This window comes from Bacillus sp. SA1-12, from assembly GCF_000981385.1.
GTDB lineage: Bacteria > Bacillota > Bacilli > Bacillales > Bacillaceae > Metabacillus.
Window position 1 is genome coordinate 1 of record NZ_LATZ01000129.1, and the last position, 24,718, is coordinate 24,718.

The 24,718-nt window shown below is 36.4% G+C and carries 17 protein-coding genes; 16 read left to right on the forward strand and 1 reads right to left on the reverse strand.

Going from position 1 to position 24,718, the window contains the following annotated elements:
* Window positions 1-333 precede the first annotated feature (333 nt).
* From WQ54_RS25755 to WQ54_RS25815, 13 genes are all read left to right on the forward strand, one after another.
* Window positions 334-1,623 (forward strand): extracellular solute-binding protein, encoded by a 1,290-nt coding sequence (locus WQ54_RS25755; protein WP_046588737.1) that lies wholly within the window; start codon window positions 334-336, stop codon window positions 1,621-1,623.
* Between the two features lie 88 nt (window positions 1,624-1,711).
* Window positions 1,712-2,680, forward strand: coding sequence for a carbohydrate ABC transporter permease (locus WQ54_RS25760; protein WP_231597651.1), 969 nt, complete (start codon window positions 1,712-1,714; stop codon window positions 2,678-2,680).
* Window positions 2,681-2,700: 20 nt separating this feature from the next.
* Window positions 2,701-3,534 (forward strand): carbohydrate ABC transporter permease, encoded by an 834-nt coding sequence (locus WQ54_RS25765; RefSeq protein ID WP_046588739.1) that lies wholly within the window; start codon window positions 2,701-2,703, stop codon window positions 3,532-3,534.
* Window positions 3,535-3,621: 87 nt separating this feature from the next.
* A complete protein-coding gene (locus tag WQ54_RS25770; RefSeq protein ID WP_046588741.1) occupies window positions 3,622-5,394 on the forward strand; it encodes a sensor histidine kinase in 1,773 nt (590 codons plus the stop codon).
* Between the two features lie 11 nt (window positions 5,395-5,405).
* A complete protein-coding gene (locus WQ54_RS25775; protein WP_046588742.1) occupies window positions 5,406-6,932 on the forward strand; it encodes a response regulator in 1,527 nt (508 codons plus the stop codon).
* Between the two features lie 22 nt (window positions 6,933-6,954).
* Window positions 6,955-8,250: an extracellular solute-binding protein gene (locus tag WQ54_RS25780; protein ID WP_046588744.1), complete on the forward strand. Its 1,296-nt coding sequence runs from the start codon at window positions 6,955-6,957 to the stop codon at window positions 8,248-8,250.
* Between the two features lie 295 nt (window positions 8,251-8,545).
* Window positions 8,546-9,613, forward strand: a complete 1,068-nt coding sequence (locus WQ54_RS25785) for a Gfo/Idh/MocA family protein (protein WP_052737974.1) — start codon at window positions 8,546-8,548, stop codon at window positions 9,611-9,613.
* 163 nt (window positions 9,614-9,776) lie between these two features.
* Window positions 9,777-14,078, forward strand: coding sequence for a glycoside hydrolase family 66 protein (locus WQ54_RS25790; RefSeq protein WP_052737975.1), 4,302 nt, complete (start codon window positions 9,777-9,779; stop codon window positions 14,076-14,078).
* 465 nt (window positions 14,079-14,543) lie between these two features.
* A complete protein-coding gene (locus tag WQ54_RS25795) occupies window positions 14,544-15,377 on the forward strand; it encodes a transketolase (protein WP_084822326.1) in 834 nt (277 codons plus the stop codon).
* A complete protein-coding gene (locus WQ54_RS25800; protein ID WP_046588748.1) occupies window positions 15,377-16,324 on the forward strand; it encodes a transketolase family protein in 948 nt (315 codons plus the stop codon). Before WQ54_RS25795 ends, WQ54_RS25800 begins: the two co-directional genes overlap by 1 nt.
* A gap of 42 nt (window positions 16,325-16,366) precedes the next feature.
* Window positions 16,367-17,125, forward strand: a complete 759-nt coding sequence (locus WQ54_RS25805) for an SDR family NAD(P)-dependent oxidoreductase (protein WP_046588750.1) — start codon at window positions 16,367-16,369, stop codon at window positions 17,123-17,125.
* Window positions 17,126-17,330: 205 nt separating this feature from the next.
* Window positions 17,331-18,698 (forward strand): gluconate:H+ symporter, encoded by a 1,368-nt coding sequence (locus WQ54_RS25810; protein WP_331435239.1) that lies wholly within the window; start codon window positions 17,331-17,333, stop codon window positions 18,696-18,698.
* A 271-nt stretch (window positions 18,699-18,969) separates the two neighbouring features.
* Window positions 18,970-19,680 carry a FadR/GntR family transcriptional regulator gene (locus WQ54_RS25815; protein WP_084822342.1) on the forward strand — a complete coding sequence of 237 codons (711 nt, stop codon included), beginning with the start codon at window positions 18,970-18,972 and terminating at the stop codon, window positions 19,678-19,680.
* Between the two features lie 554 nt (window positions 19,681-20,234).
* Here the strand turns inward: WQ54_RS25815 and tpx are convergent.
* Window positions 20,235-20,735, reverse strand: a complete 501-nt coding sequence (gene tpx, locus WQ54_RS25820; RefSeq protein ID WP_046588755.1) for a thiol peroxidase — start codon at window positions 20,733-20,735, stop codon at window positions 20,235-20,237.
* Window positions 20,736-21,060: 325 nt separating this feature from the next.
* Here tpx and pfkA point away from each other — a divergent pair, with 325 nt between their 5' ends.
* The 3 genes from pfkA to WQ54_RS25835 all read left to right on the forward strand — a co-directional run bounded on the left by pfkA (window position 21,061) and on the right by WQ54_RS25835 (window position 24,069).
* A complete protein-coding gene (pfkA, locus tag WQ54_RS25825; RefSeq protein WP_046588757.1) occupies window positions 21,061-22,035 on the forward strand; it encodes a 6-phosphofructokinase in 975 nt (324 codons plus the stop codon).
* 136 nt (window positions 22,036-22,171) lie between these two features.
* On the forward strand, window positions 22,172-22,624 hold the full coding sequence (rpiB, locus tag WQ54_RS25830) for a ribose 5-phosphate isomerase B (protein ID WP_046588759.1): 453 nt from the start codon (window positions 22,172-22,174) through the stop codon (window positions 22,622-22,624).
* Between the two features lie 218 nt (window positions 22,625-22,842).
* Window positions 22,843-24,069 (forward strand): NAD(P)/FAD-dependent oxidoreductase, encoded by a 1,227-nt coding sequence (locus tag WQ54_RS25835; RefSeq protein ID WP_046588764.1) that lies wholly within the window; start codon window positions 22,843-22,845, stop codon window positions 24,067-24,069.
* The last annotated feature ends 649 nt before the right edge of the window (window positions 24,070-24,718 follow it).

Here is a 24,718-nt window from a genome sequence, read left to right on the forward strand (position 1 = left end):
GTGGGCTTAAAAGTTTATATCAAAGATATGAATTTCTACGTCAAACTTAATTGAACCGCCGTATACCGAACGGTACGTACGGTGGTGTGAGAGGTCGGGGGTTAGTCACCCCCTCCTACTCGATTATAAGGGACCTCCATTTTAGTTAAAATTTTAGTTGAAAAAGGTGTTGTAAATTTCCTTCACAAGAGATGAACGACACCTTTTTTGTTATTTGTCTATTATTTATAATCAAAAAGCAAAATATAAGACACTATCTCGATAATGTAAGCGGTTACTATAAGCGGTATTTTCATAGATAATGAACACAAATACAAGAAAGGGGCTCAAGGAATGGAACGATTAAAATCATTAGTTGCTGGATTATCCATTTCAATCCTGCTCTTTGCTGGTGCATGCAGCGGCGGGTCAAGTGAAACAGGATCAAGTAGTAGTGATGGGGGGAATAAAGAGAACGTTGTGCTTGAATACTGGCACACATATAGTGATCAAGAAGAAGCCATCTTGAAAGAAAAAATTAAGCCGTTGTTTGAAGAAGAACACCCTGGAATTGAATTAAAGCTGACTCGCATGCCATATGAGGGCTTAAAACAACAAGTAATCGCCGGTGTATCAGGCGGTGAAGCACCGGATTTAATGCGAATGGATATTGTCTGGGTATCTGAATTTGCTAAAATGGGCGCCTTGCAGGATGTAAGTTCGTTTGAAGGATTTGAAGAAGTAAAAAACAGTGTGTTTGAATCAGCTATGACTACTAACTTATATGACGAAAAATATTATGGTGTACCTGTGAATACGAATACGAAAATTGCTATTTATAATAAAGAGTTATTAGAAAAAGCCGGATTTTCCGAAGCGCCAAAAACGATGGAGGAATTAAAAGAGGTTGCTAGAAAGGCTGTCGTATCAGGTGCAAAAGGCGGTATTGGAATTGGGGGCAGCTATTCTTGGGGGTTCCTGCCCTATTTTTGGAGCTTAGGCGGTACGTTAACAAATGAGAATTATACAAAATTTAATGGATATTTAAATAGTCCGGAAAGCATTGCGGCCGTTGAAGAAATTGCACAATGGCATCAGGATGGCCTTGTTGCTGCTACTATTCTTGGCGGTGAACCAGGAGCATGGGATGGCATGAAGAACAATGAGTATTTAATGATTGACGATGGTCCATGGTTTTATAGTGTTTTAGGAAATGAAAAAGGAAGTAAATTCAATCCTATTGAGAAAACACTGAGCGGGTTAATTCCGGAAGGTCCAGGTGGAAGCCGTTCAGTTATCGGTGGGGAAAATTTGGTTATGTTCGCAGGATCTGAGCATCCAGAAGAATCGTGGACATTTGCTAAGTGGATGTTAACAGAAGAACCGCAAAAATTGATGGCCGAATCTGGTTTAATTCCAACTAATATGAAAGCTGCGAATGACCCTGCTGTCTTAGAAAATCCTTATATTGCAAATTATGTGAAGCAACTGGAAACAGCAATGCCGCGGACGCCTATTCCTCAATGGTCAGAGGCTGAAAAAGTTATTAACTTGAATTTTGAAAAAGTAATAAGAGGAAAAATGAGTGCTAAAGAAGCGATGGACGATGCAGCAAAGAAGGCAGATGCCCTGCTTCAGAAGTAGTTTGATAAAAGAAGGTACTTCACCAGGTTCTTTCATAAGCCGGTGTGAGTATCTTCTTTCATGAAAAGAAATGGAAGGAGGGAGCTTTATGCTGCCTAATCATGTTAAAAACAATGTTGACCATACTATTTCGATGGCCATTCCCAAAAAGCCTTTTTCAAAACGGTTTAAAACAGGTCTTAAGCAATGGATAGAGGTACTGCCTTTCCTTTTAATAGGGTTAGCAGGAGCAGGTGTTTTTGTCATCTACCCGTTAATGAAAGGGATTGTGATGAGCTTTCAGGATTACAAAATTATGCCTGGGGCAGAGAGCCCTTTTGTCGGTTTTGAAAACTATCAAAAGGCTTTTTCAGAACCAGCGTTTCTATATGCTGTTCGAAATACATTTTTAAATACAGTTGTCACAGTTCCAATCAATTGGTTTTTAGGTCTCTTTTTTGCATGTCTGATTAACTTGCAATTTGTAAAATACAAGATTACTTTCAGGACACTGTACTATTTGCCGATTATCACGTCCTGGATTGTTGTTGCGTTTCTTTTTCGCTATTTATTCGCTGATGGTGTGAATGGCTTAATAAATTATGGACTCGTACATTTAGGAATGATAGATGAGCCGATCAGTTGGCTGCAAAACCAATGGACAGCAATGGTTGTCATCTGGTTATTTCATATTTGGAAGACGGTAGGCTGGACAGTTGTGATTTATTTAGCAGCATTGCAAGGAATACCAAAAAATTTATACGAAGCCGCTGCAATTGATGGTGCCAACGGCATTAAATCTTTTAGACACATTACGATTCCAATGTTAGGTCCAATCACTGCATTTGTGTTCATTAACTTAATAATGGGTGCATTTAACTTCTTCCCGCAGGTATATTTTATTACGAACGGAGGACCCATGGGGCAGACTGAGGTATTGCAAAGCATGATCTATAAAGAAGCGTTCAGCAATTTTAACTTTGGTTATTCTTCAGCCTTAGGAGTGATGATGGGGCTAACAATTTTCTTCATTACGTTTACCCAGCAGAAAAAACTTGGAAATCAACGTTTCATGTAGGCGTTTGGGGAGGGATGAAAATGAAAGCAAATATATTAACAAAAATAATTGTTTATTCGGTTCTTATCCTTGGAGTTGTGATTTTTATAACGCCATTTGTGTACATGGTCTTAACAACATTTATTAATGAAGCCTATTCTTTACCGCGCCCGCATGAAGTTTTTTCAGCAGTTCCTAATCTTGATAACTATGAAATTGTTTGGAATAAAAATAGTTTTTTCCGTTATTTTTTAAACAGCTTACTAGTTGCTGGGGTAGCGACGATTGGAAGTGTCTTTTTAGGAGCGATGACTGCCTATTCATTCGTACGGTTTACCTTTCCTGGAAAGGACGTTTTATTTAGAATATTCCTGTTTACAATGATGATTCCTCTTGTATTAGCCATCGTGCCTCAATTTACAGTCATTAAATCATTAGGTCTAGTGAATTCATATTGGGGTCTTTGGCTTATCTATGTCGGCGGCGGGGTTGTTGGCTCAACGTTCTTTTTACGCGGATTCTTCGAGACCGTTCCGAAAGAACTGGAAGAATCCATTTTAATGGACGGAGGCGGAAACTGGACCATCTTTAAAAGAATCTATTTACCGCTTTCGAAGCCGGCTCTAGGAACAATGGCCATCTTCTCTTTTTCCGGTACGTGGGATGAGTATTTTGTTGCCTTAACCATCATCAAGGATGAAGCGATGAGGACATTACCTATTGCATTAATGATGTTTCAAGGGAAGTATGCAAGTAACTGGGCATGGATTTTTGCTGCTTCAATCATTGCCATTTTGCCAGTCATCATTGTATATATCATCTTCCAAAGGAAATTTGTCCATGGCGGTCAATCTGAAGGAGCAATAAAAGGATAAAGCTCAAAAACTTAATCACTGCTTGCTTGATATGAAATCGGAATATATGATAAAAACAAGAATATTTGCACAAAGAGGGATTAAACAATGATAAATGAACTTTTAAAAAAACGATTTGCTGCGAAAGTGATCGTTGCGATTCTTATTGTATGTTTAATCCCAACGATATTTAGTAGTTTCTTTTTCTATCATTCTGCATCAGATATTGTAAAAGAAAATGTTAGAGAATCATCTCTTCAGATTGCCCGGCAAGCAGCTGATTCTCTTTCCTATATTTTTTCTAATGGCAGTGATATGGCAGACCTAATTTATAGTAATGAACGGATTCAAGAAATTGTAAAAAAAGATTTACAGGAAAGTCTTTCACCCGCAGAATTTGAATCCAGCCAAGAATATATTACATCTTATTTAAACTCAACTATTTATTCCAGTTCTTTTGTAAGAATTATCTATGTATTAAAGGATAACGGTACAAGCTGGGGGAGCGGCTCGTTTTCGCCGTTTAAATTATCGAAGGTAGACCTCCCTGAGCTGGATTGGGTAAAGAAATCAATTGAAAAAGATGGTGAATTAGTCTGGGAAGGACTTCAATACGACCATTTCAGCGGTGCAGGTGAAAATACGGATCTTGTTCTGCCTATAAGCCGGGTCATGAAGGATTTCGATAACCTTCATAATATTGCCTATATCCAAGTTTGTTTGGACGGGAATGCCATCTTAGAAAAAATTAATCAATTAAAGTTAGGAAAAACAGGTCATTTTTTCGTTGTAGATGAAGAGGGTACTATAATGATAGATTCTGATATACAAACGATTAATTCTCCTGTTGAAAATAAAGATTTACGTAAGCACATCTTAAATAATAAGCAAGAGTTTCAATATAAAGAAAATAAAATTAATTATTATGGTGTTAAACAGCAAATTGGGAATGGCTGGTCAATTATAGGGGTTGTACCAGTAAGCGAAATTACAGGTGAAATTTCAACGATCCAAAGGATCATCATCTTAGCTTCTGCATTGTTTGGAATTGTCGCTATATTTATTGGGGTTATACTAGCTAAAAGAGTGACTGAGCCAGTCAAAGTCCTTACAAATCAAATGAAGCTTGTTGGTAAAGGGAATTTTAATGTTCGAACGAGCGTGAATTCAACCGATGAAATCGGAATGATGAGTATTCAGTTTAATAAGATGATCAACCAGGTTGAGCATTTACTGGACAAGGTGAAAGAGGAGCAGTTTCAAAAGCAGGAAGCGGAGCTGCGAGCGATTAAACATCGGATCAACCCCCATTTTTTATTTAATACATTGAGTACAATCCGCTGGTTAGTACAATTCAAACAAACAGAGCGGGCAAATCATGCACTATCGGCTTTATCTCTTTTGTTAGAAGCAAATATGGGCAAGACAGGTACGTTTATAACGATCAAAGAAGAGCTTGAAATGATTAAAAAGTTCATGGTTATTTTACAAATTCGTTATGAGCAAACCTTTTTTTTGCATACTCAATTTGATAAAGGTTTAGAAGAATTTTTAATTCCACGAATGGTTTTACAGCCAATAGTTGAAAACGCCATTTTCCATGGAATTGTTCCTACGGGTCAAGAAGGGACAATTGCTATTTCTGGAAGGGAAATCAATAATGGTGTTGAAATCGAAATTCGGGATAATGGCATAGGGTTTGATCATGAGTTACTAAAACAGCTAAAACAATCTCCTAATGAGACAAATTCATTTGTAGGAATCGGTTTGAGGCATGTGTATGATTCGATAAAGCTCTACTTTCATCAAGACTCAAAGGTGGAACTCCAAAGCAGCAAAGAAGGTACGATTGTGAAACTAATATTGATCCTTAAAAAGTAGAGGTGAATAACATGTATAACGTCATAATTGTTGATGATGAGCCTATTATTAGATTTGGGTTAAAATCCTCTATTAATTGGGAAAGGGAGAATCTCCAGTTACTAGGTGACTTTTCAAATGGTCAGCAAGCATTACAGGCGATGGAAAATACCAATCGTGTTGATATCCTTATTACTGATATTAAAATGCCTGTTATGGATGGATTAACCTTAATGAAAAAGGCATTGAGATTAAACCCAAAGTTAAAGGTTGTGTTGGTTAGCAGCTATAATGAATTTGAGTATGTGAGGGAAGGTCTGACACATGGTGCAGTAGACTACCTCTTAAAACCAACTTTGGAACCGGAATCCTTTTTAATGACCATTCAAAAATGTGTACAAAAGATAGATGAAGAGCAAACGATTAAACAAAAATTAGATATAGTTGAACGTACGGAGCAAATTCAGGAAAGAAAAAAATTTGAACTTGAGATGAAAAGAATTCTTTTTAAAAAACAGACGGAGAATGATAACAGTATTACAGTGAGATGTCATCCTCCTTTCCTTGTCGTTTGCATGAGAATGAAACAAAGTGAATTGGTTGAAGAGAAGTATGGTTTTTTATATAAAAGTCTGATCTTTGAAGAAATCCAAGAAGGCTTTTATATGGAAGAAGATGGGGTTTGTTTTCCGATAGGGGAAAATGAGCTTTTGTTTTTTATAAAAAAAACAAGCGATCCTCTAGCTGTTACCCAACAATTAATAGCTAACATTGAAAAGCAGACAAAGATACCTTTTTCGTTTGGATATGATGTTATGACTGAATGGTCCGGCATATTTGACAGTTATAGGCGCAGTCTTTTTGCATCACAACGACACTTTTTTCATGAAAATGAACATGTTTTTTTATATCAAGCACCAGAGCAAAATTCCTTTGAGCCCATTCGAAAAGGGCAAATAACGGGGCTTTTGCCGTATGAAGAAACTAAGATTAAATCCTTTCTACAGGAACGATATCAGCTATGGGCTAGTGAAAATATGACACCTGACGCAATTAAAAGTGAAGCATGTGATATTTTAACAACACTTTTTTTATCATTAGATCATGCATTATTAATGGAGAAATGTTCTGAAATAGAGGTATGCGAGTCTCTTAATGATCTTCGGCAACATTTAATGAATAAAATCGATGAATGTCACCAGCTATTATCAGGTCAGAAAAGTAAGCCTTATTCGGAAAACGAGCTTTTGGACAAAGCGCTTCACTATATTCATGAACATTATACACAAGATTTGACTCTCCAGAATGTTGCCGATCATATCCATATAAGCAGAAATTATTTTAGTATCCTATTTAAACGATATCTTGAGCAAAATTTCATTGATTATGTCATTGATCTTAGAATCAAAAGGGCAAAGGAGCTATTACTTCACACTACATTAAAGGTGTATGAAGTGGCTGGAAAATCAGGCTTCAATGATGTGAAATATTTTAGCAAGTTATTTAAAAAAGTAACCGGCCTATCCCCTGGAGATTTTAGAATTCATCAACAGAAGTAAGCAAGCGGAAGGGAAATGCAAAATGCTCCAACTCCTAATGATTATATTATTGTTCCTATTATCCCTAATGTCAGGTTGCGGAAATCAAACAATCATTGATGATCGTCACCCTACAATGACAATTGAAGAAAAAGCACCTGTTCAGATCGAGATTTGGCATACGTATAGTGAGGAAGAAACAAGAATCTTTGAAAACGAATTGATTCCTTTATTTGAGAAAGAATATCCGGAAATCGATGTAAAGCCTGTACGTCAACCATACAATGAACAATTAAAGTCAGCGCTTATTTCAAGAGCTTCAGTAAATAGGAAACCAGATATCATAAGAATGGATATTACATGGGTCCCTAAATTTGCTGAACTTCAACTTTTATATCCTGTTAGTCAATTTGCAGATTTTAAAAAAGTGAAGGAGCGTTTTTATGAAGCTCCTCTAGCATCAAACTTATATGACCAAAAATATTACGGTCTTCCTTTAAATACAAATACTAAGGCTGCGATTTATAATAAAGAATTGCTGAAAGAGGTTGGTTTATTAACTCCGCCTAAAACGATGGATGAGTTAATTCGAGTTGTTAAGGAACACAATCTTAAGATTGGGATGACACATATTTCTTCATGGGGAAGCTTATCCTATTTTTACGGGCTCGGAGGCAAGTTAACGGATCCTTCCTATACTAAAGCCTCTGGTTTCCTTGATAGCAAGGAAAGTATTGCAGCCATCAAGAAATTGGTTGAATTATATCAAAGTTCGAATCTTCCTCCGCAAATCATTAGTGGCTACCCAGAAACATGGCAAAGCATTAGAAGCGGAAACTATTTTATGATTGATGATGGACCATGGTTTTATAGTGTGCATTCATTGGAGGAGATTGCTTTATTAAATGAACAAGCTGTTTCTGCTCCTTTTCCTAGTAATGGAGGTCCATCATCCATCTTAGGTGGTGAAAATATTGTCATTACAAAAGGTTCGAAACATCCTGAAGCAGCATGGACCTTTATTAAATGGATGACCACTGCGACCCCGCAAAAATCTTTATTGCATGCCGGTTTATTACCGACAAATAAACATGTTGAGGTATCAACAATTATTCAACAGTTCCCCTATTATAAAAGTTATATAGACAGTATTGATCAAACATTCCTGCGTCCTCCTGTAGCTGAATGGGATGAAATTGATGAAGTTTACTATCACTATATTAGGCTTATCTTTACTCAAAATATCAGTGTAGAAGAGGGATTAAAAAAAGCAGCAATAGAAATTGATCGATTGCTAAATGCTAAAAAGAATGTTAAAAACGGGGAACATAATTTATAATCGTTCAACTATTTCCTTTTTTGAATATACTCATGGATTAAAAGGGTTCTTGAAATTTTATTTATTTCAAGGACCCTTTTATTTCAAAAATAAAATCGAGATGAATGAAGAAAGATAAGTGATGTTTAGTTGAATTGATGCAGATAGCATTTATTCTAAATTAGTGTGTTATATTCCTGAATTGGTGTCTTTAGTTAAGCGTTTTCGATATTGGTATTCTCCTCTTTTGCCGATCATTTTACAATAAATAGTATAGCTAAGATGAGTTGGCTTTACTTATAAAGGAGGATTGGACTTGATTAAGAATGATGTTGTAATAATTGGGTTAATTGGACTTGGCGGAATGGCTAATGCACATCGCAGGATGATCTCAGAAGTGGATCAATTAAAATTGGGGGCTCTATGTGATGTGAATGAAGATCTATTAATGAAGATTGCGGCAGAAGAAGGGGTTAGTGAGGAAAAGTGTTTTAATGAAATGGAAGCTTTGATTGCTGATCCGGATGTTGATGCTGTGATTTCAATCGTGCCAAATCATTTGCACGCAAAGGTATTGGAGATGTGCATGCACTATCAAAAGCCGATTATGACAGAGAAGCCTTTTACTTTAAATTTTGCTGAAGCGGAAAAGTTAATGGTTTTATATGAAAAACAGCCAATTCCATGTATGGTAGGGTTTTCTTACCGTTATGTTCCATCTTTTCGCTATGCTAAAAAGCTATTAAAAGATAATGAGATTGGAACAATACGGCATATTTCTGTCCGTTATCTGCAATCCTTCGGTGCACCATCATTTGAAGTACCTTATGCATGGCGATTTAATAAAGCGCTTACAGGGACGGGTGCGCTTGGGGATTTAGGCGCTCATATGATTGATAGTGCTAGATTCCTTATTGGAGAATTCCAGTCTGTATCAGGACTGATGGAAACATTTGTGCACGAACGAATGGATCCAGTCAGCGGTGACATGATACAAGTGGAGGTGGATGACTACGCTAGTTTTCAGGCGATACTTGAAAATAAAGTGATAGGCTTTTTTTTAACAACAAGAAACGCAGTTGGGTCAGAGAACCAGCACGAAGTAACAATATATGGTGATATTGGTACAATACACGTCAATTGTGAACGTCCGGATGAGATTGACATTTGCATCAATGACGGAGCAAATCATCGCCCTGTATTCAAAACCAAAAAAGTTCCAGGAGATTATAAGAGATTGCAACTCGAAGATTTTGCTGACCTTGTAACAAACAATGTGCAGAAGGAAACGCCAACTTTCTATGATGGATATCAAAATCAAAAAGTGCTTGAGCGGATTATTCAGTCTTCGGAAATCAGAAGAACAGTCATCGTCGATGAATAGTTTAACAGAGGTTTTGTGAGAGTAAGCATAGTTGGATATTAGAAAATGAAAAGGTACCTATCAAAAGAAAGGAGAGTTAGTGTTTCTATGTTTTGATGTTTTAATAAACGTGAATAACACCTATTCCGAAAACGCTTTCTAGTGAAAATGGAGGAGGAAAGGCATGAAATCATCTAAACGTATACGAAAGCTGCTATTTGCTAGTTTAGTAGCTCTAAATCTGTCCTTGACATCAATGAGTTTAACGCATGTAACAAATGCACAAACAGCAGCCCCGCCAACAACTTTACAACATACTCAAGCAAGTGAAAGACAGCTCCCTGGTAAACCTATAAAAGCATTGTTAGTAGATAAGGCAAGGTATAATCCAGGTGAAAAAGTAAAAATGTCCTTTTTATTTGATACATCGAAGGAATGGCACGGAAAATTACATGTGCAAGTCTTTCATTTGAATGAAAAAGTGGCAGAAGGAACGAAAAATATTCAAGTAAAAAAGAATGTAAAAGGGTTGGAGATTGAGTGGACACCGCCTAAAGAAAATTTTCGCGGCTACCTTTTAAAGGCTTCGATTGAGGATTCTCATCAAGTTCTAACAGCAGCTATTGATGTTTCAAGCAATTGGACACGGTTTCCCCGGTATGGCTATACAACAGAATTTCCTCAAGAAACAGCCGCTGAAAGCGAAAAGAAAATGAAGCAGCTTACACAGGAATATTATTTGAATGGGTTTCAATTTTATGATTGGATGTGGCGCCATGATGTATCTGTCTATTCAAAGACAGATATCAAAGGCAATCCAATACTTGATGATAATGGGAATTTTATGACAGAAGAGATCAACAAGGATACCGCTTACAATGACTTGTTAGGCCGTAAACTATATCCATTAACAGTAAAGCAGCAAATTAAAGCGGCACAAAAATACAATGCAGCAGCAATGGCTTATCAAATGAACTATGCGGCGAGGGAAAGCTACGAAGCATTTGGTGTGAAAAGGGAATGGGGGCTTTATAAGAAAAATGCACAATTTCCAAATCCATCACAGACCGATCAGGAAGGATTTTACTTTGACTGGGTCAATCCTCCAACAAGTTTATTTTTACAAGACCCTGGAAATAAAGAGTGGCAAACCTATATTAATAAACAGTTTATAAGAAGTGTTAATGAATTTGGTTTTGATGGAATGCATTTAGATCAGTGGGGCTTTCACGACAACGATTATTTATATGATTATAAAGGCAATCAACGTCATTTTTCCCAAGACTATGATTCTCTTATTAATTCTGTTAAAGATTCTTTATCAGAAAATGATGGTCAGAAAAATTTTGTTACTTTCAATATGGTTGGAGGTAATGAAGGCTATCGGGATGTTCCAGTCGAATCAACAAAAACAGATTTTGATTATAGTGAAATTTGGCAGGATAAAGATAACTACCGAGATTTAGTAAAAGTTGTGGAAGAAACCAGGAAAACGAATGGAGAAAAAGCTGTGGTCATAGCTGGCTATATGAATTATAAGCAAGCAACGGGGAATCACTATGAAGCAGCAGATGTTAAAGGAGTTCCTAAATCAGAGCAATTTTTCTCCCGAATTCAAAAAGTACCTGGATGGGTTGGAGATTTCGGAAAGCAAGATGAAGATCAAATCATTTGGAAAATCGATGTACCGGAAGCAGGAACATATCATGTGGATCTATTATATGGACATGATAATGGCAATGGAAACCCAGAAGGGAAAGTATCACTAAATGGTCAAATAGTCGAGAGTTCCATCGGTTTTGATGAAAAAACAGGCTGGGGTAATCCAGTTGCGTTGAAAAGTCTAACTTTAGATTTAGAAAAAGGGACAAATGAAATCAAACTTCAACTAAATTCAAATAATCTTTGGCTAAACGTAGATAGCATCATTGTTAAAAAGGATTCCTTTGAAAAGGAATATGAAGCGGAAGATGCTGAGCTAATTAGCTGTAAAGTAGATAAATATGGGCATGTATATAACTTTGAAACAGATGGTGACTTTATTGAGTTTACCGTTCATGTAAAAGAAGCGGGAACTTATCCGATCAGCTTTTATTATGGTGTGGAAAGAGTGGCAGTCAATCGTCAGTTGATTGTCAATGATGAGCCTGTAAATGATTCTATTAAATTAGAGCCAACAGGAGGCTGGGAATCATACCGAAAATCTGAAGAGGTACTGGTACCGTTAAATGCTGGTAAAAACAAGGTTGTTCTAAAAGTAGAAGATGTTAACGATACAGGTGCCAAGATTGATTATATGACAGTAGGGATTGTAAAATACCATGCAGAAAAATCACAAATTGGGTGGGAACCAACACAGCAGCCTATAATGGAGAAGGGAACAAATCATGTTAGTAACTTCAAACAACAGGGAGATTATCTCACGTTTAAAATGGATTCAGAAGAAGCAAAAGAGGTACCTATTTCTATTTTCTATAAAAATAATGAGCAAGAAACCAAACGCAGCTTATTCATTAATGGAAAAAAAGCAGGAGTCGTGACATTACCGCAGACAGATGGTGATAACTGGGGTGAGGCAAAAGCTATCATTTTTCTCTACAAAGGATCAAATGAGATTCAATTCAAAATGGAAGATCCATCAACTGAACAAGGGATTGAAGTAGATAGATTGCTATTAAATCATACGACTTTTGAAGCTGAACAAGCTGAAATCGGTTGGAGTCCTGTCATAGCAAAAAACAGTGAGGTTTCCGTAGCTCCTGGATTTACGAACAACCTCGGAAATAAAGGTCAGCGAGTTATATTTAACGTAAAGAATGAAAAAGAGACAAACACGCTTCGTTTTAAATACAGAACAGCAAATAATCCAAAAGTAATCATTTATGTGGATGGGAAATTGATTCCTTCAAATAACTCCTATGTTGATGGCCAAACGATTTCTGAAAACATATTCCCTAGTACTCCAGGTGGTTGGGACGGGGCTATGGCCGAAAAGTCAATTCATGCAACTGTACCAGCAGGTGAGCATGAGGTTATCTTTGAAATAGCATCAAATGGTGAGTACATTAATTTAGACAGCTTATTTGTCGGAGATGAGGAATACCAAGTTGAAGAAGCAGCCTTTGCTCCGGCTGGTCATGGAATTTCAACAACGATAGGTCATATTTACGATTTCAAGGATGAAGGGGATTTCTTAACCTTTGAAATTCATGCACCGAAAGAAGGAAAGTATGATTTAACATGGAGATATAACAATGATGGATCTTCTAAACGTGGTGTAAATCGATCATTATATGTAAATGGAGAAAAAATAGAAAATGTTAGCTTTCCATCTAGTAATAGCTGGCAAGATCTAATGATAAAGGATGTCCCAATAAAAGAAGGTGAAAACACTCTCACGATGAAAATAGAGAATGTTGATGATGATGGTGTAAAACTTGATTATCTCCAATTTGAAGGGAAAAAGTATCATGCAGAATCTGCGAGCATACTTCCACCAATGCATATCTATAAAGATACATTAGTAAACTTTGGTCATGTTGGAGATGAAGCAACATTTGATGTTGATTTAAAAGAAGAAGGAGAAACTAGTTTTATTTTCACTTATGCGAATGCAGGAGCAGAAACAGCAAGAACAATTTATGTAGATGGAAAACCTGTCCTAGATGATAAAGGCAACCCTTACACTGTTGCATTTAAAAGTACGGGAAATATTGAGTCATACAGTGAGGATGGCTACGTGGTATTACCCCATTTAACAGCAGGAAAACATAATTTGACATTGAAACAGGAAAAAGAACAGAAGGGCTCAATTAATTTGCGTCGTATGACCGTTGGACTTTTCGACGAGCCTTCCGTTCGTTTAATGGATGCTGGTTTAGCCGCAATGGGAGCAACACATATTGAAATCGGTACAGCAGAAAAATATGAAGAAGGACCAAACATGTTGGCTCATGAATATTACCCGAATCGAAGCAAAAAAATGAGCAGATCTATTAAGGAATCGATGAAAAATTATTATAAATTCTTTGCTGCTTATGAAAATCTTTTATTTGATAGTAAAGAAACGGATTCTTTGATTAAAGTAGAAAACAAGGGACAGCCGCTTATGGTTAGCAGAGATGGGGAAAAAAATACAATCTGGACTATCGTTCGTGAAAATAAGAATAATAATGGCTTTGAAGACTACGATGTTGTCCATCTTGTTAATCTATTAAATAATGATGCCAATTGGAGAAATGCAGCAGCAAAACCGGATGTATATAAGGATTTAACAGTAAGGTACCAAATGGATAATAGTAAAAAATTACCAAACTTAAAGGTTTATACTGCAAGTCCGGATCGAAATGAAGGGCAATTAAGTGAGATTAAATACAGATGGGAAAAAGATGAATTAGTGATCACTCTTCCTAGCCTAGAATACTGGGAAATGATTGTCATTGACCGGGACGGTACTGAAAATAAAAAACTGTTGAAAATTAAATAAAAGTTGAGGAATGCATTGGAATGTTTCCATTCCTTTTTTAAAATTATAGGATAAGATTTTTCTCTTCCACAGCTCTTGCACTATGATGACCCAATGTCTACCCTTGGTTCTTAGTATCAAAACGTAAAGTAAATATTTTAAACAAGTAAAAACACCACATCGACCCATGTACCGTTCGATATGGTGTTTTTTACTATTTAAATTGAGAATATCTAAGAAACCTTAATACTTGTACGTTAGCTATGGTCATTCAATTTGTTTGTATTAGACATATGATAAAACCGTTATGCCTAAGAACTACGCCATGTTTATTCAGTATGAAAAGAATGAAAGAATAAAATTTTATATACTTAGTAGACAAGTTTGGGGAAGGGGTGTATACTACACATACAAGATAACTTAGTAGACAAGTTAACAAGGTCACAAGTTTAGTTTTTTTTTAAAGTCTTAATCGAGGTGATAGTGATGAAAAACATAAGTATTGAAGAATTGAAAGAAAAAGCGATTGAAATGAGAAAAACAGCTGTAACAATGATCCACAATGCACAATCTGGTCATCCAGGCGGTTCGCTATCTGCTGCGGATCTAATGACAGCGCTATACTTTAAAGAAATGAACATTGATCCAAATAATCCTAATTGGGAAGATCGTGACAGATTTGTCCTTTCAAAAGGTCATGTTTGCCCAATTCAATATTCTGCATTAGCTCTACTAGGATATGTTCCATATGAAACGATCTATACGTTAAGAGAATTTGGATCCCCATTCCAAGGACATCCTGATATGAAAAAATGCCCAGGTATCGATATTTCAACAGGTTCTCTGGGGCAAGGACTTTCTTGTGGTGTAGGTATGGCAATCGCAGGAAAAAGAGATAAGAAAGATTACCGGGTGTTTTCTTTACTAGGAGATGGTGAATGTCAGGAAGGCCAAATTTGGGAGGCTGCCCAAACGGCAGTTAAATATCAATTAGATAATTTAATTGTCTTTGTTGATAATAACAGACTACAAATCGATGGCTTCACAGAAGAGGTAATGCCAGTTTTGGATTTAGAGAAAAAATTTGAAGTGTTCGGCTTTGAAACAAAACGAATTGACGGTCATTCCATGGAAGAAATTGTGGAAACATTAGATGAAATCAGAAAGCTGAAAAATGGCAAGCCAAAGTGTATCGTCCTTGACACGGTAAAAGGCAAGGGAGTTTCTTATATGGAAGATGTTGCCGATTGGCACGGTATTGCACCTAATGATGAAGAGTACAAACAGGCAATTGAAGAAATAGCAGGAGGTTTAAAATAATGAGTATTATGGAGAAGACTCTCACAACAAAAAAAGCTACAAGAGAAGCCTTTGGTGATGAAATCGTAAAATTAGGTAAAGAAAATAAAGATATTTATGTCATCGATGTTGATATTGCAAAATCATGTAAGACAAGTAACTTCATTAAACAATTACCTGATCAGCATATTAATGTCGGAATTGCTGAGCAAAATGCTGCCGGATTAGCTGCTGGGCTTGCAACGACAGGTAAGATCCCGTTTGTAAGCACTTACGCTGTATTTGGTTCTCTTAGAATGGCTGAGCAAATTAGACAAGAAATTTGTTATCCAAATTTAAATGTTAAAATTGCTTGTTCTCATGGGGGACTAACACCTGCTAATGATGGAGGAAGCCACCAAGCAATTGAAGATATGGGAGTATTAAGAAGTTTCCCGAATATGACTGTCATTATGGGTGCTGATTACTATTCTACTAGAAAACTAGTAGAGCAAGCAGCAAATATATATGGACCTGTATATTTACGTTTTACCAGAGATACAGTACCAATGATTTATGACGAAACAGAAGAATTTACAATTGGTAAAGCGAAACAATTAAAAGATGGAAATGATATTGCAATTATTGCAAATGGTGATACGGTTCGACTTGCTTTAGAAGCCACAAAGGAATTAGAAAAACAGGGGATTTCTGTCAAATTACTAGATATGCATACGATTAAACCAATCGATCGGGAAGCTGTAGTAGAGTGCCTCGAATTAGGCCGAATCATCACTGTTGAAGATCATAATATTTTAAACGGATTAGGAAGCGCTGTATGTGAAGTAGCTGCTGAAGAAGGCAAAGGAAAGGTTAGAAGAATTGGTGTTCAAGATCAGTTTGGACAATCTGCTCCATATGAAAAACTATTAGAACTAAATGGAATAACTGTTGAAAATATTATTCGTACTGCAAAAGAATTGCTTTAATAGAAAATTAAAAAATAATTAACTTGAGGAGAGAATAAAAACATGTTTGAATTAAATGATAGAGTAGCAATCGTTACAGGAAGCGGTTCAAAAAAAGGTATTGGACGTACAATTGCATTAACACTTGCAAAGCAGGGTGCAGCTATTGTCGTAGCGGATTTAAATGCAGATGGAATTCAAGATACTGTTCAAGCGATCCAAGAATCCGGCGGGAAAGCATTAGGGGTAGAACTTAATGTAACAAACAAAGAATCAGTTGATGCTATGGTTGAAAAAGTTCTTGCTGAATATGGCCGTATTGACATTCTTGTTAATAATGCGGGAATTTCACAAAAAGTTACTGTAGAAGATATGACCATTGAAGATATCACAAAAGTATTTAATGTAAATATGTTTGGTTTATTCTTATGTACTCAAGCTGTATTAGACACAATGAAAAAACAAAAATTTGGGAGAATTGTAAGCCTTTCCTCTGTCTCTGCTAAAAGAGGAGGCGGGGTATTTGGTGGAGCACACTATTCCGCATCTAAAGCTGCTGTTTTAGGTTTCTCTAAAAACTTGGCTCGTGAAGTGGCAGCAGACGGAATTACAGTAAACTGTGTTGCACCAGGCCTTGTAAACACTGAAATATGGAAATCACTGCCAAAAGAAGATGCTGATAATGTGATTGCAGGAATACCAATGGGCAGACCAGGTGAAACAGAAGAAATTGCATCAACCATTGCTTTCTTGGCTTCAGAAGAAGCATCTTATATTACTGGTGAAGAAATTGATATTAACGGTGGTTCACACATGGATTAATCTAACTGTCCGTAAAGATCCCGGACGAAGGACAGGAAGTCCAAGTCAGGCAAGACATAAGGACGTGGCGTTTTATGCGTGATAAGTTTCGCTAACCATCAGTGGGGATGAAGAAACCTCCCACTGATGGAAGACTCACTTTATTGGGCAGGCATATCATATTGGTTGGTATGCCTGTTTATGTGAATAATATAGGATTTTTTTAATGATTTGGAGGATTATTATGCCATTATTATATACAGCTATCGGGGTTATCTTACTACTTATTTTAATAATGGGATTTAAATTAAATACATTTTTTTCATTAATTATTGTCTCATTTGTAGTAGCTTTGTTATTAGGGATTCCAGCAGAAGATATTGTTGCTTCAATTGAAAGCGGTATAGGGGGTACTCTTGGTCATATAGGTCTAATTTTTGGACTTGGCGCCATGCTTGGTAAATTAATAGCAGATGCCGGGGGAGCCCATCGTATTGCCATGACCTTAATAAATCAATTTGGGGAAAAGAAAATACAGTGGGCCATTGTGATTGCTTCATTTATCGTAGGTATTACCTTATTTTACGAAGTAGCATTTGTCCTGTTAATTCCAATAATATTTACAATTGCAAAAGAATTAAACATTTCGATCATCAAATTAGGTCTTCCTATGAGCGCAACTTTACTAGCCACACATTCTTTTCTTCCGCCACACCCAGGGGCAACAGCTGTTGCTTCAGAATATGGTGCGGATATTGGTATGGTTTTAATTGTTGGTATTCTTATCGCCATCCCAACAGTTATTGTAGCTGGTGTTTTGTATCCAAGGCTTGTTGAAAGATTTATGCCTGGTATATTCAGTACAGATAGAAAAATTGAATCAATAGGTGAACAGAAGCATTTTGAATTAGAGGATACACCAGGATTTGGCATTAGTATCTTTACAGCAATATTTCCAGTCATTTTAATAACCCTAGGATCTTTAGTTGATTTAATTCAAAAGACAGTGGGATTTTCAGATAATGGTTTTATTATCCTTATGCGTTTGATTGGAAACGCTTCAACATCGATAGTAATTTCATTAGTATTTGCTGTTTATACGATGGGGATCGCAAAGAAAATTCCTATAAAAACAGTTATGAATTCATGTTCGACAGCTATCAATGCATTAGGAATGTTACTCCTCATTATAGGTGGAGGCGGAGCCTTAAAACAGATTCTTATTGATGGCGGTGTAGGTGATTATATTGCTAAGCTGTTTGAAGATACTTCTATTTCACCAATTCTGCTTGCATGGACCGTTGCAGCATTGTTACGTATTGCCTTAGGATCTGGTACTGTTGCAACTTTATCAACAGCCGGGTTAGTTATTCCTATTCTTAGTCAAACACCTGATGTTAACTTAGTTCTTGTCACACTTGCTACTGGTGCAGGCAGTTGTATGGCATCACATGTTAATGATGCAGCTTTTTGGATGGTTAAAGAATATATGGGAATGAGCATGAAAGAAACTTTTGCTACATACAGTGTCATTTCAACTATTACTTCAGTAGTTGGGTTAGGATTAATTATGGTCTTAGATCTATTTATTTAATCTTACATTCATTCACTGTATGACCTCTGATTGTTTTTAAACCCACTCCTCACCTTTACAAAGTATAAGGAATAAGCAGGGCTTATTCTCCCTCTAAGTTGATCTTATATTCATCCTGTTGAATTAAACGAGTATCCAAGAAAGCTCAGCACGTAGTGGATTACTATAATTGAAGGATGTATAATTAATATATAAACTAAGTAGACAAGTTGGAGATTTTTCATGCAGTAATTTTATCTAGTGAAAAGGTAAGAAAAAAATATTGAAAGAAGTGGTTTATATTAAGTTTAATCCAGTTTCAAACAGTAAATTATATATCCAAATTTATAACCAAATTCTTTCAGAAATTGAATCAGGTGCGTTCAAAGTAGGAGATAAACTCCCGGCTGAAAGGGAACTTTGTGAACAATTTGGTGTAAGCCGTGCTCCGATCAGACAGGCTTTAAGTGCATTAGAGTTAAATGGTTATATTTATTCACGCCAAGGAGAAGGGGTTTACGTTAAAAGTAATCAATCAGCAGCTGAAAAGCAAAATTCAGCTCTCATTTTGGAAGCTGTTTCCCCAGAAGATATTGTTGAAGCAAGAATGAATATTGAGCCTCTTATTGTAAAGTTTGCAGCATTGAGAGCGACTGATGAAGACATTGAGGGACTGCAAGAGACCATAAAGAAGATGGAAGAAGAAACAAAGGCTGGTATTTATGTTCCCGAAACAGATGAAAAACTTCACAAACAGATCGCAAAAGCTTCTCAAAACGATTTATTTATTACTTTTATGTCCGCTATTAGCCAAGCTATGAAAAAACAGGAAATGTGGCAATTTATACGAGACCGAACCGTCACTCGTCCAGACTACAGAGATGTGAACTTTAAAGAACATCAAATGCTAATTAAAGCTATCGAGGATCATAATGAAATAGAAGCTGTAGAATTGATGACTGCGCATATGAACAATTTATATGATAGATATTGGAAAGCTTAGAACTTTGAAAGGTCTTGAAAAAATGAGAGGGGAACAAATACTGGTTTTTGTTTAATTTTTATCGTACAAAGGGTGTCTATTTTTAGATTAAGGTCGACTGCGTATGCTGTCGGCCTTTTTACACTTAAAGAAAGGATAAATGGCCAGCAAAGAAGAGAATTGAAGCAGCGGTCAATTTAACGTAAAAAGAATTAGGCAACTACTCATCACTCTTCACATTTCGGGCTTGCCAGTCGACTGGTTTCTTTACTGAATTTAAGGCTTAAAGAAGCCAAAAAGATTAGTGAATACATTCTGAAAAAACAGGGTCATGGACAAAAATTTTAAATGAAATAGCCTGAGAGCAAGTAAGCATTAATTCGTATATTTAATCCAATCCAAAGCAAATGGCCTTTGTCTTAGTCAATAAAATTTGCTGGCGAATCTTTTTAGTATTGGTTAATTACAAAGGCCAATTGCAGCAGGGAATCCACCAGATAGCACTGGTGGATATTTTTGAGGAGGGAAGATTATCGACTCTTTTTCAAATTTTTTAAATTTTTTTCTTATGCTGCTTATTGTGCAGCTTTTGCAGCTGCAATCGCTTTTTCATAGTCAGGATGATTTGTTCCTTCACTTACATATTCAACATACGTTACCTTTTCATTCGAATCAACTACAAATACTGCACGTGCTAATAGACGCAATTCTTTCATATGAACTCCATATGCTTCACCAAATGAAAGATTCCGATGATCGGAAAGTGTTTTTACATTTTCAAGCCCATTAGAAGCACACCATCTTTTTTGAGCAAACGGTAAATCAACACTTACAGTTAAAACTTCAACATTGCTTAATTTTGAAGCCTCTTCATTAAAACGGCGGGTTTGAGCATCACAAACTCCTGTATCAATAGATGGTATTACGGATATTAAGCGAACCTTACCAGCTGAATTTGAAAGGGTTACTTCAGTTAATTCATGATCAAGCACAGAAAAGTCAGGGGCAGTATCTCCAACCTTCACTTCATTCCCCAATAATGTAACAGGTTTGTTTAAAAAAGTAATTTCTGCCATTTAAATTCCTCCTTTTTATTATGTAACAAGTAAAATATCATTCTCTATCAAGCTGTGATGAACAATATGGATAAAAATTAAAAAGTTAATATCACTATTGACACCTAGATACATTATAAGTAATCTATGTATATAAGTCAACTTAGTATACAAGATGACAACTGAATATGATTGTCTCCAAATAAATGCAATCGTTATCACCAACAATTGATTGACTAAGAGGGCTATGAGAAGATCATCCTGCCTTTAAAATAGTGTCGTACGAACCTGACAAGTTAATTGTAAGAAATATAACATTGAAATATACCGATAAGAGGGGTTGACTATGAATAAACTTGGGATTTTAACAAGCGGAGGAGACGCTCCTGGAATGAATGCGGCTATTAGAGCTGTTGTGATAGCTGCACAACAAAAGAATGTCGAAGTCCTGGGAATTAAAGGCGGGTACCAGGGATTAATCGATGGTACTATTTGTGAGCTAACTTCAGTCGATGTTGAGAATATAGCTGATAAAGGCGGAACAATCTTAAAAACCTCTCGATGCCTGGAATTTATGCATGAAGAAGGAAGAAAAATAGCTGCAAAAGAATTAAAGCGTTTTAGGATCGATTCTTTAGTTGTTATAGGTGGCGAAGGATCATTTAAAGGAGCAGAAAAATTACATCGTTTAGGCATTCAGGTGATAGCCATTCCTGGAACAATCGATAATGATTTTACTTATACCGATTATTCAATAGGTTTTGATACGGCTTTAAATACAATTTTGGATGCAATTGATAAAATTAAAGATACAAATTTTTCGCATGATAGAACGACGATCGTCGAAGTGATGGGAAGAAATTGTGGTGATTTAGCTATTAATACTGCGCTTGCTGGTGAAGGAGAAATTATCTCAACTCCAGAAAGAAGACTGGATATTGATACGATTTGCTCAGAATTAAGTTTAAGAATAGCCAGTGGGAAGCATGATAACTTAATCATCATTACGGAGAATATGTATGATATTCAAAAACTGCAGAAGTTCATTGAGAAAAAGTTAAAGATTAGTGTAAGAACTTCTGTATTAGGTTTTATACAAAGAGGAGGACGTCCTTCAGCGTTTGACAGGGTATTAGCAAGTAAGATGGGAGTAAAAGCAGTAGTACTGTTAATGGAGGGATACTCTGGCCTTGCTGTCGGAATAAAAGAAAATAAAATAATGACAGTTGAGCTTGAAAATGTAAACAATACAATGTCAGACAAGCAAGAGAATAATAGTCTGCTAGAAACACTTTGTACTTTTTCAAAAAAAGAATCTTAAATAGGGTATCTCTATTTGTTATTAATTGGTGTTAAGGAATCTCTCTGATAGGAAAACAAAAAGGGTTTTCCGATTTTGAGAGTTCCTAATATGATTTCTACTACTAAACGATTATATTATATTTGGGGTGAAAGTAATGAAGGTAGCAATTGCATCAGATCATGGCGGTATAACGATACGAAAGGAAATCATCTCTATAATGGAAGAGATGAATATTGAGTATGTTGATTTTGGATGTGAATGCAGTACGTCTGTTGACTATCCGGATTATGCGATTCCAGTAGCTGAAAAAGTTGCAAACGGTGAAGTTGATCGTGGGATTTTAATTTGTGGAACAGGCATTGGGATGAGTATTGCTGTAAATAAGGTAATGGGAATTCGGTGCGCTCTCGTACATGATAGTTTCAGTGCGAAAGCGACAAGGGAGCATAACGATTCAAATATATTAGCAATGGGAGAGCGCGTCATAGGACCGGGATTAGCCCGGGAAATTGCAACAATATGGCTAACAACACCTTTCCAAGGTGGCAGACATGAAACTCGTATTAATAAAATAAAGGTATTTGAAGAAAAAGATTTATATATATAGTTTTGTTTTAAATAATAGTTTCTTGTGGTTTTACAGCTTTTAAAGGCGTTGTCAGTAATGACGACGCCTTTTTTGGTGCCCGGCATGGGTTATTCCGTTAGGCGGACCATAACATGAGTACGTCGCCATCAATAATACGAAAAATAATATCGTCATTATTAGTAAAGTAAAGCAGTAATAATAAAGGACAGTGAATAGTTATTTAGGGAGGAATATGCGTGCGGGTTGGTATTATTGGTGGAGGAATAGGCGGACTCACTTTGGCTCAAGCGCTTTGTATTCATAATATAGAAGTGGCAGTATTTGATCGTGATCCATTTCCTGCAAAAACAGGCGGGTATAGGCTGCATCTTAGTGAAGAAGCATTAAAATCAATTCGCAAAGGTTTGCCAAGGAAAATTGAGCAAGCACTTAGGATAAGCGGTACTGGATCGGAATCTTTTAAGCAATTTTCAATTCTTGACCATCAAGGAAAAACAAAGTTGCGTTTTCGTCAAACAGACGAAGAAGACCTTCTCATGATAGGGAGGGTACCCTTACGAAAAATATTAGCTGTTGAGCTGGAAGACATCATTCGTTGGGGTACACAGTTTACTCACTATGAAGAAATAGACTCAGGTGTATTGATCCATTTTTCGAACGCACAAAGTGAAAAAGTAGATATCTTAGTGGGAGCGGATGGGGTGCATTCTGCAGTAGCACGACAGCTATTAGGGAGCGAGACTGCAAAAAGCGCTGGAGTGACAGGGATTGCAGGGAAAACTATATTAACAAATCGATTTAGATCAACTCTCTACAAAGACTTATTTAAAGGGCCCGGATTTGCAGTTGGACCAAGAGGGATAGGAATGTTTTTAACTGTGCATGACCCTCATCAATTAGCAGATGACAATCATTTTGTAAAATCTTTAGATATAATAGAAGATCCCTATATTATCTGGTCAGTAGCTGCATTGAATGAAACATTTCGTACAGACTTAAAAGGATTCAATTCCGATCAACTAGAAAATGAAGCACTGCGATTATTAAAAAAGTGGGATCAAGGGTTTCTTGATCTCGTTAAGAGCTCTATTAAAGAAGGGACAGCATCCTTTCAGTTTTGGTTTCCAAGAAATCTATCTTCTTGGGAACATAGCAGGATAACATTAATAGGAGATGCCGTTCATCCAATGCCGCCAACCAGTGGGTTAGGTGCAAGTACCGCAATTATTGATGCAGTATATTTGGCAGAAAAGCTAGTACAAAATAATGACTCAGCCGTTGCACTGCAGGAGTATCAAAACGCAATGCTTAGGTATGCTCCTCAAGCCGTTGCAGAAGCACGACCACCATTATTTTGGCAACGTCGATTTACAAATGAAATGATGAGAAAATTTGCTATGTCAATTTTTCTTCCTGCTGTAAATAATGTTTTAAAGATTAAAGAGCGGCTGAAGAACAACTAGAACATAGCTACTCATAATCTTTTACTGTTTAATCAATCTTTTAACCTCGGGTATCTAAAAAGATATCCAACCTTTGCTGATCATTCTTATTCTATAATCTGGCGCGTTTATTTAGAAACGCGTCTTTTTCATGTTGAGGCCAAATAATAGAATAAGACTACCAAACAAAACCGGATATTTATCTTAACACCGGGGCAGGAGTGGATTTTGTACGATCGTGGCAGGAAAGTTAGTTCAAGCAGGTATTTTTGTACAATTTATTTAATGAAAGAAGGTTTTTTCTTTTGGATTCTATTGCTGGAGGCCAGCAATTTTTTGTAAGGAAAATTTTTTAACTATAGCAGAAGAAGGTATTTTATTAAAGAAATTGAATATTGTGTTAAACAAAAATTTAAACTGAATGATTAATTGAGTGTATTGAGACAGAAGAATCTAATGGGACGAAAAAATATCTGTTCCTAACATTGAATCAAAGTAAATAGAAATGTCCTTTGAATCAAGCAAAAACCTCTTTACTTTTGACATTAATTTAGTAGAAAGCGTTTGCTAAAATTGGAGGAAGAAAGATTACCAGTATTATGTAGAGCATCAAATTTGGCGGTCGAATTCATTACTAAATGAGGAGTCACCTTCATTGCGGTAAAGGGAT

What these genes read in the sequence shown, in the direction of transcription:
- WQ54_RS25770 (WP_046588741.1), top strand. Translation starts at nt 3,622, where the DNA reads ATGATAAATGAACTTTTAAAAAAACGATTTGCTGCGAAAGTGATCGTT.
- tpx (WP_046588755.1), bottom strand. Translation starts at nt 20,735, where the DNA reads ATGGCAGAAATTACTTTTTTAAACAAACCTGTTACATTATTGGGGAAT.
- WQ54_RS25755 (WP_046588737.1), top strand. Translation starts at nt 334, where the DNA reads ATGGAACGATTAAAATCATTAGTTGCTGGATTATCCATTTCAATCCTG.
- WQ54_RS25765 (WP_046588739.1), top strand. Translation starts at nt 2,701, where the DNA reads ATGAAAGCAAATATATTAACAAAAATAATTGTTTATTCGGTTCTTATC.
- WQ54_RS25810 (WP_331435239.1), top strand. Translation starts at nt 17,331, where the DNA reads ATGATTTGGAGGATTATTATGCCATTATTATATACAGCTATCGGGGTT.
- pfkA (WP_046588757.1), top strand. Translation starts at nt 21,061, where the DNA reads ATGAATAAACTTGGGATTTTAACAAGCGGAGGAGACGCTCCTGGAATG.
- WQ54_RS25775 (WP_046588742.1), top strand. Translation starts at nt 5,406, where the DNA reads ATGTATAACGTCATAATTGTTGATGATGAGCCTATTATTAGATTTGGG.
- WQ54_RS25760 (WP_231597651.1), top strand. Translation starts at nt 1,712, where the DNA reads ATGCTGCCTAATCATGTTAAAAACAATGTTGACCATACTATTTCGATG.
- WQ54_RS25795 (WP_084822326.1), top strand. Translation starts at nt 14,544, where the DNA reads ATGAAAAACATAAGTATTGAAGAATTGAAAGAAAAAGCGATTGAAATG.
- WQ54_RS25780 (WP_046588744.1), top strand. Translation starts at nt 6,955, where the DNA reads ATGCTCCAACTCCTAATGATTATATTATTGTTCCTATTATCCCTAATG.
- rpiB (WP_046588759.1), top strand. Translation starts at nt 22,172, where the DNA reads ATGAAGGTAGCAATTGCATCAGATCATGGCGGTATAACGATACGAAAG.
- WQ54_RS25805 (WP_046588750.1), top strand. Translation starts at nt 16,367, where the DNA reads ATGTTTGAATTAAATGATAGAGTAGCAATCGTTACAGGAAGCGGTTCA.
- WQ54_RS25790 (WP_052737975.1), top strand. Translation starts at nt 9,777, where the DNA reads ATGAAATCATCTAAACGTATACGAAAGCTGCTATTTGCTAGTTTAGTA.
- WQ54_RS25800 (WP_046588748.1), top strand. Translation starts at nt 15,377, where the DNA reads ATGAGTATTATGGAGAAGACTCTCACAACAAAAAAAGCTACAAGAGAA.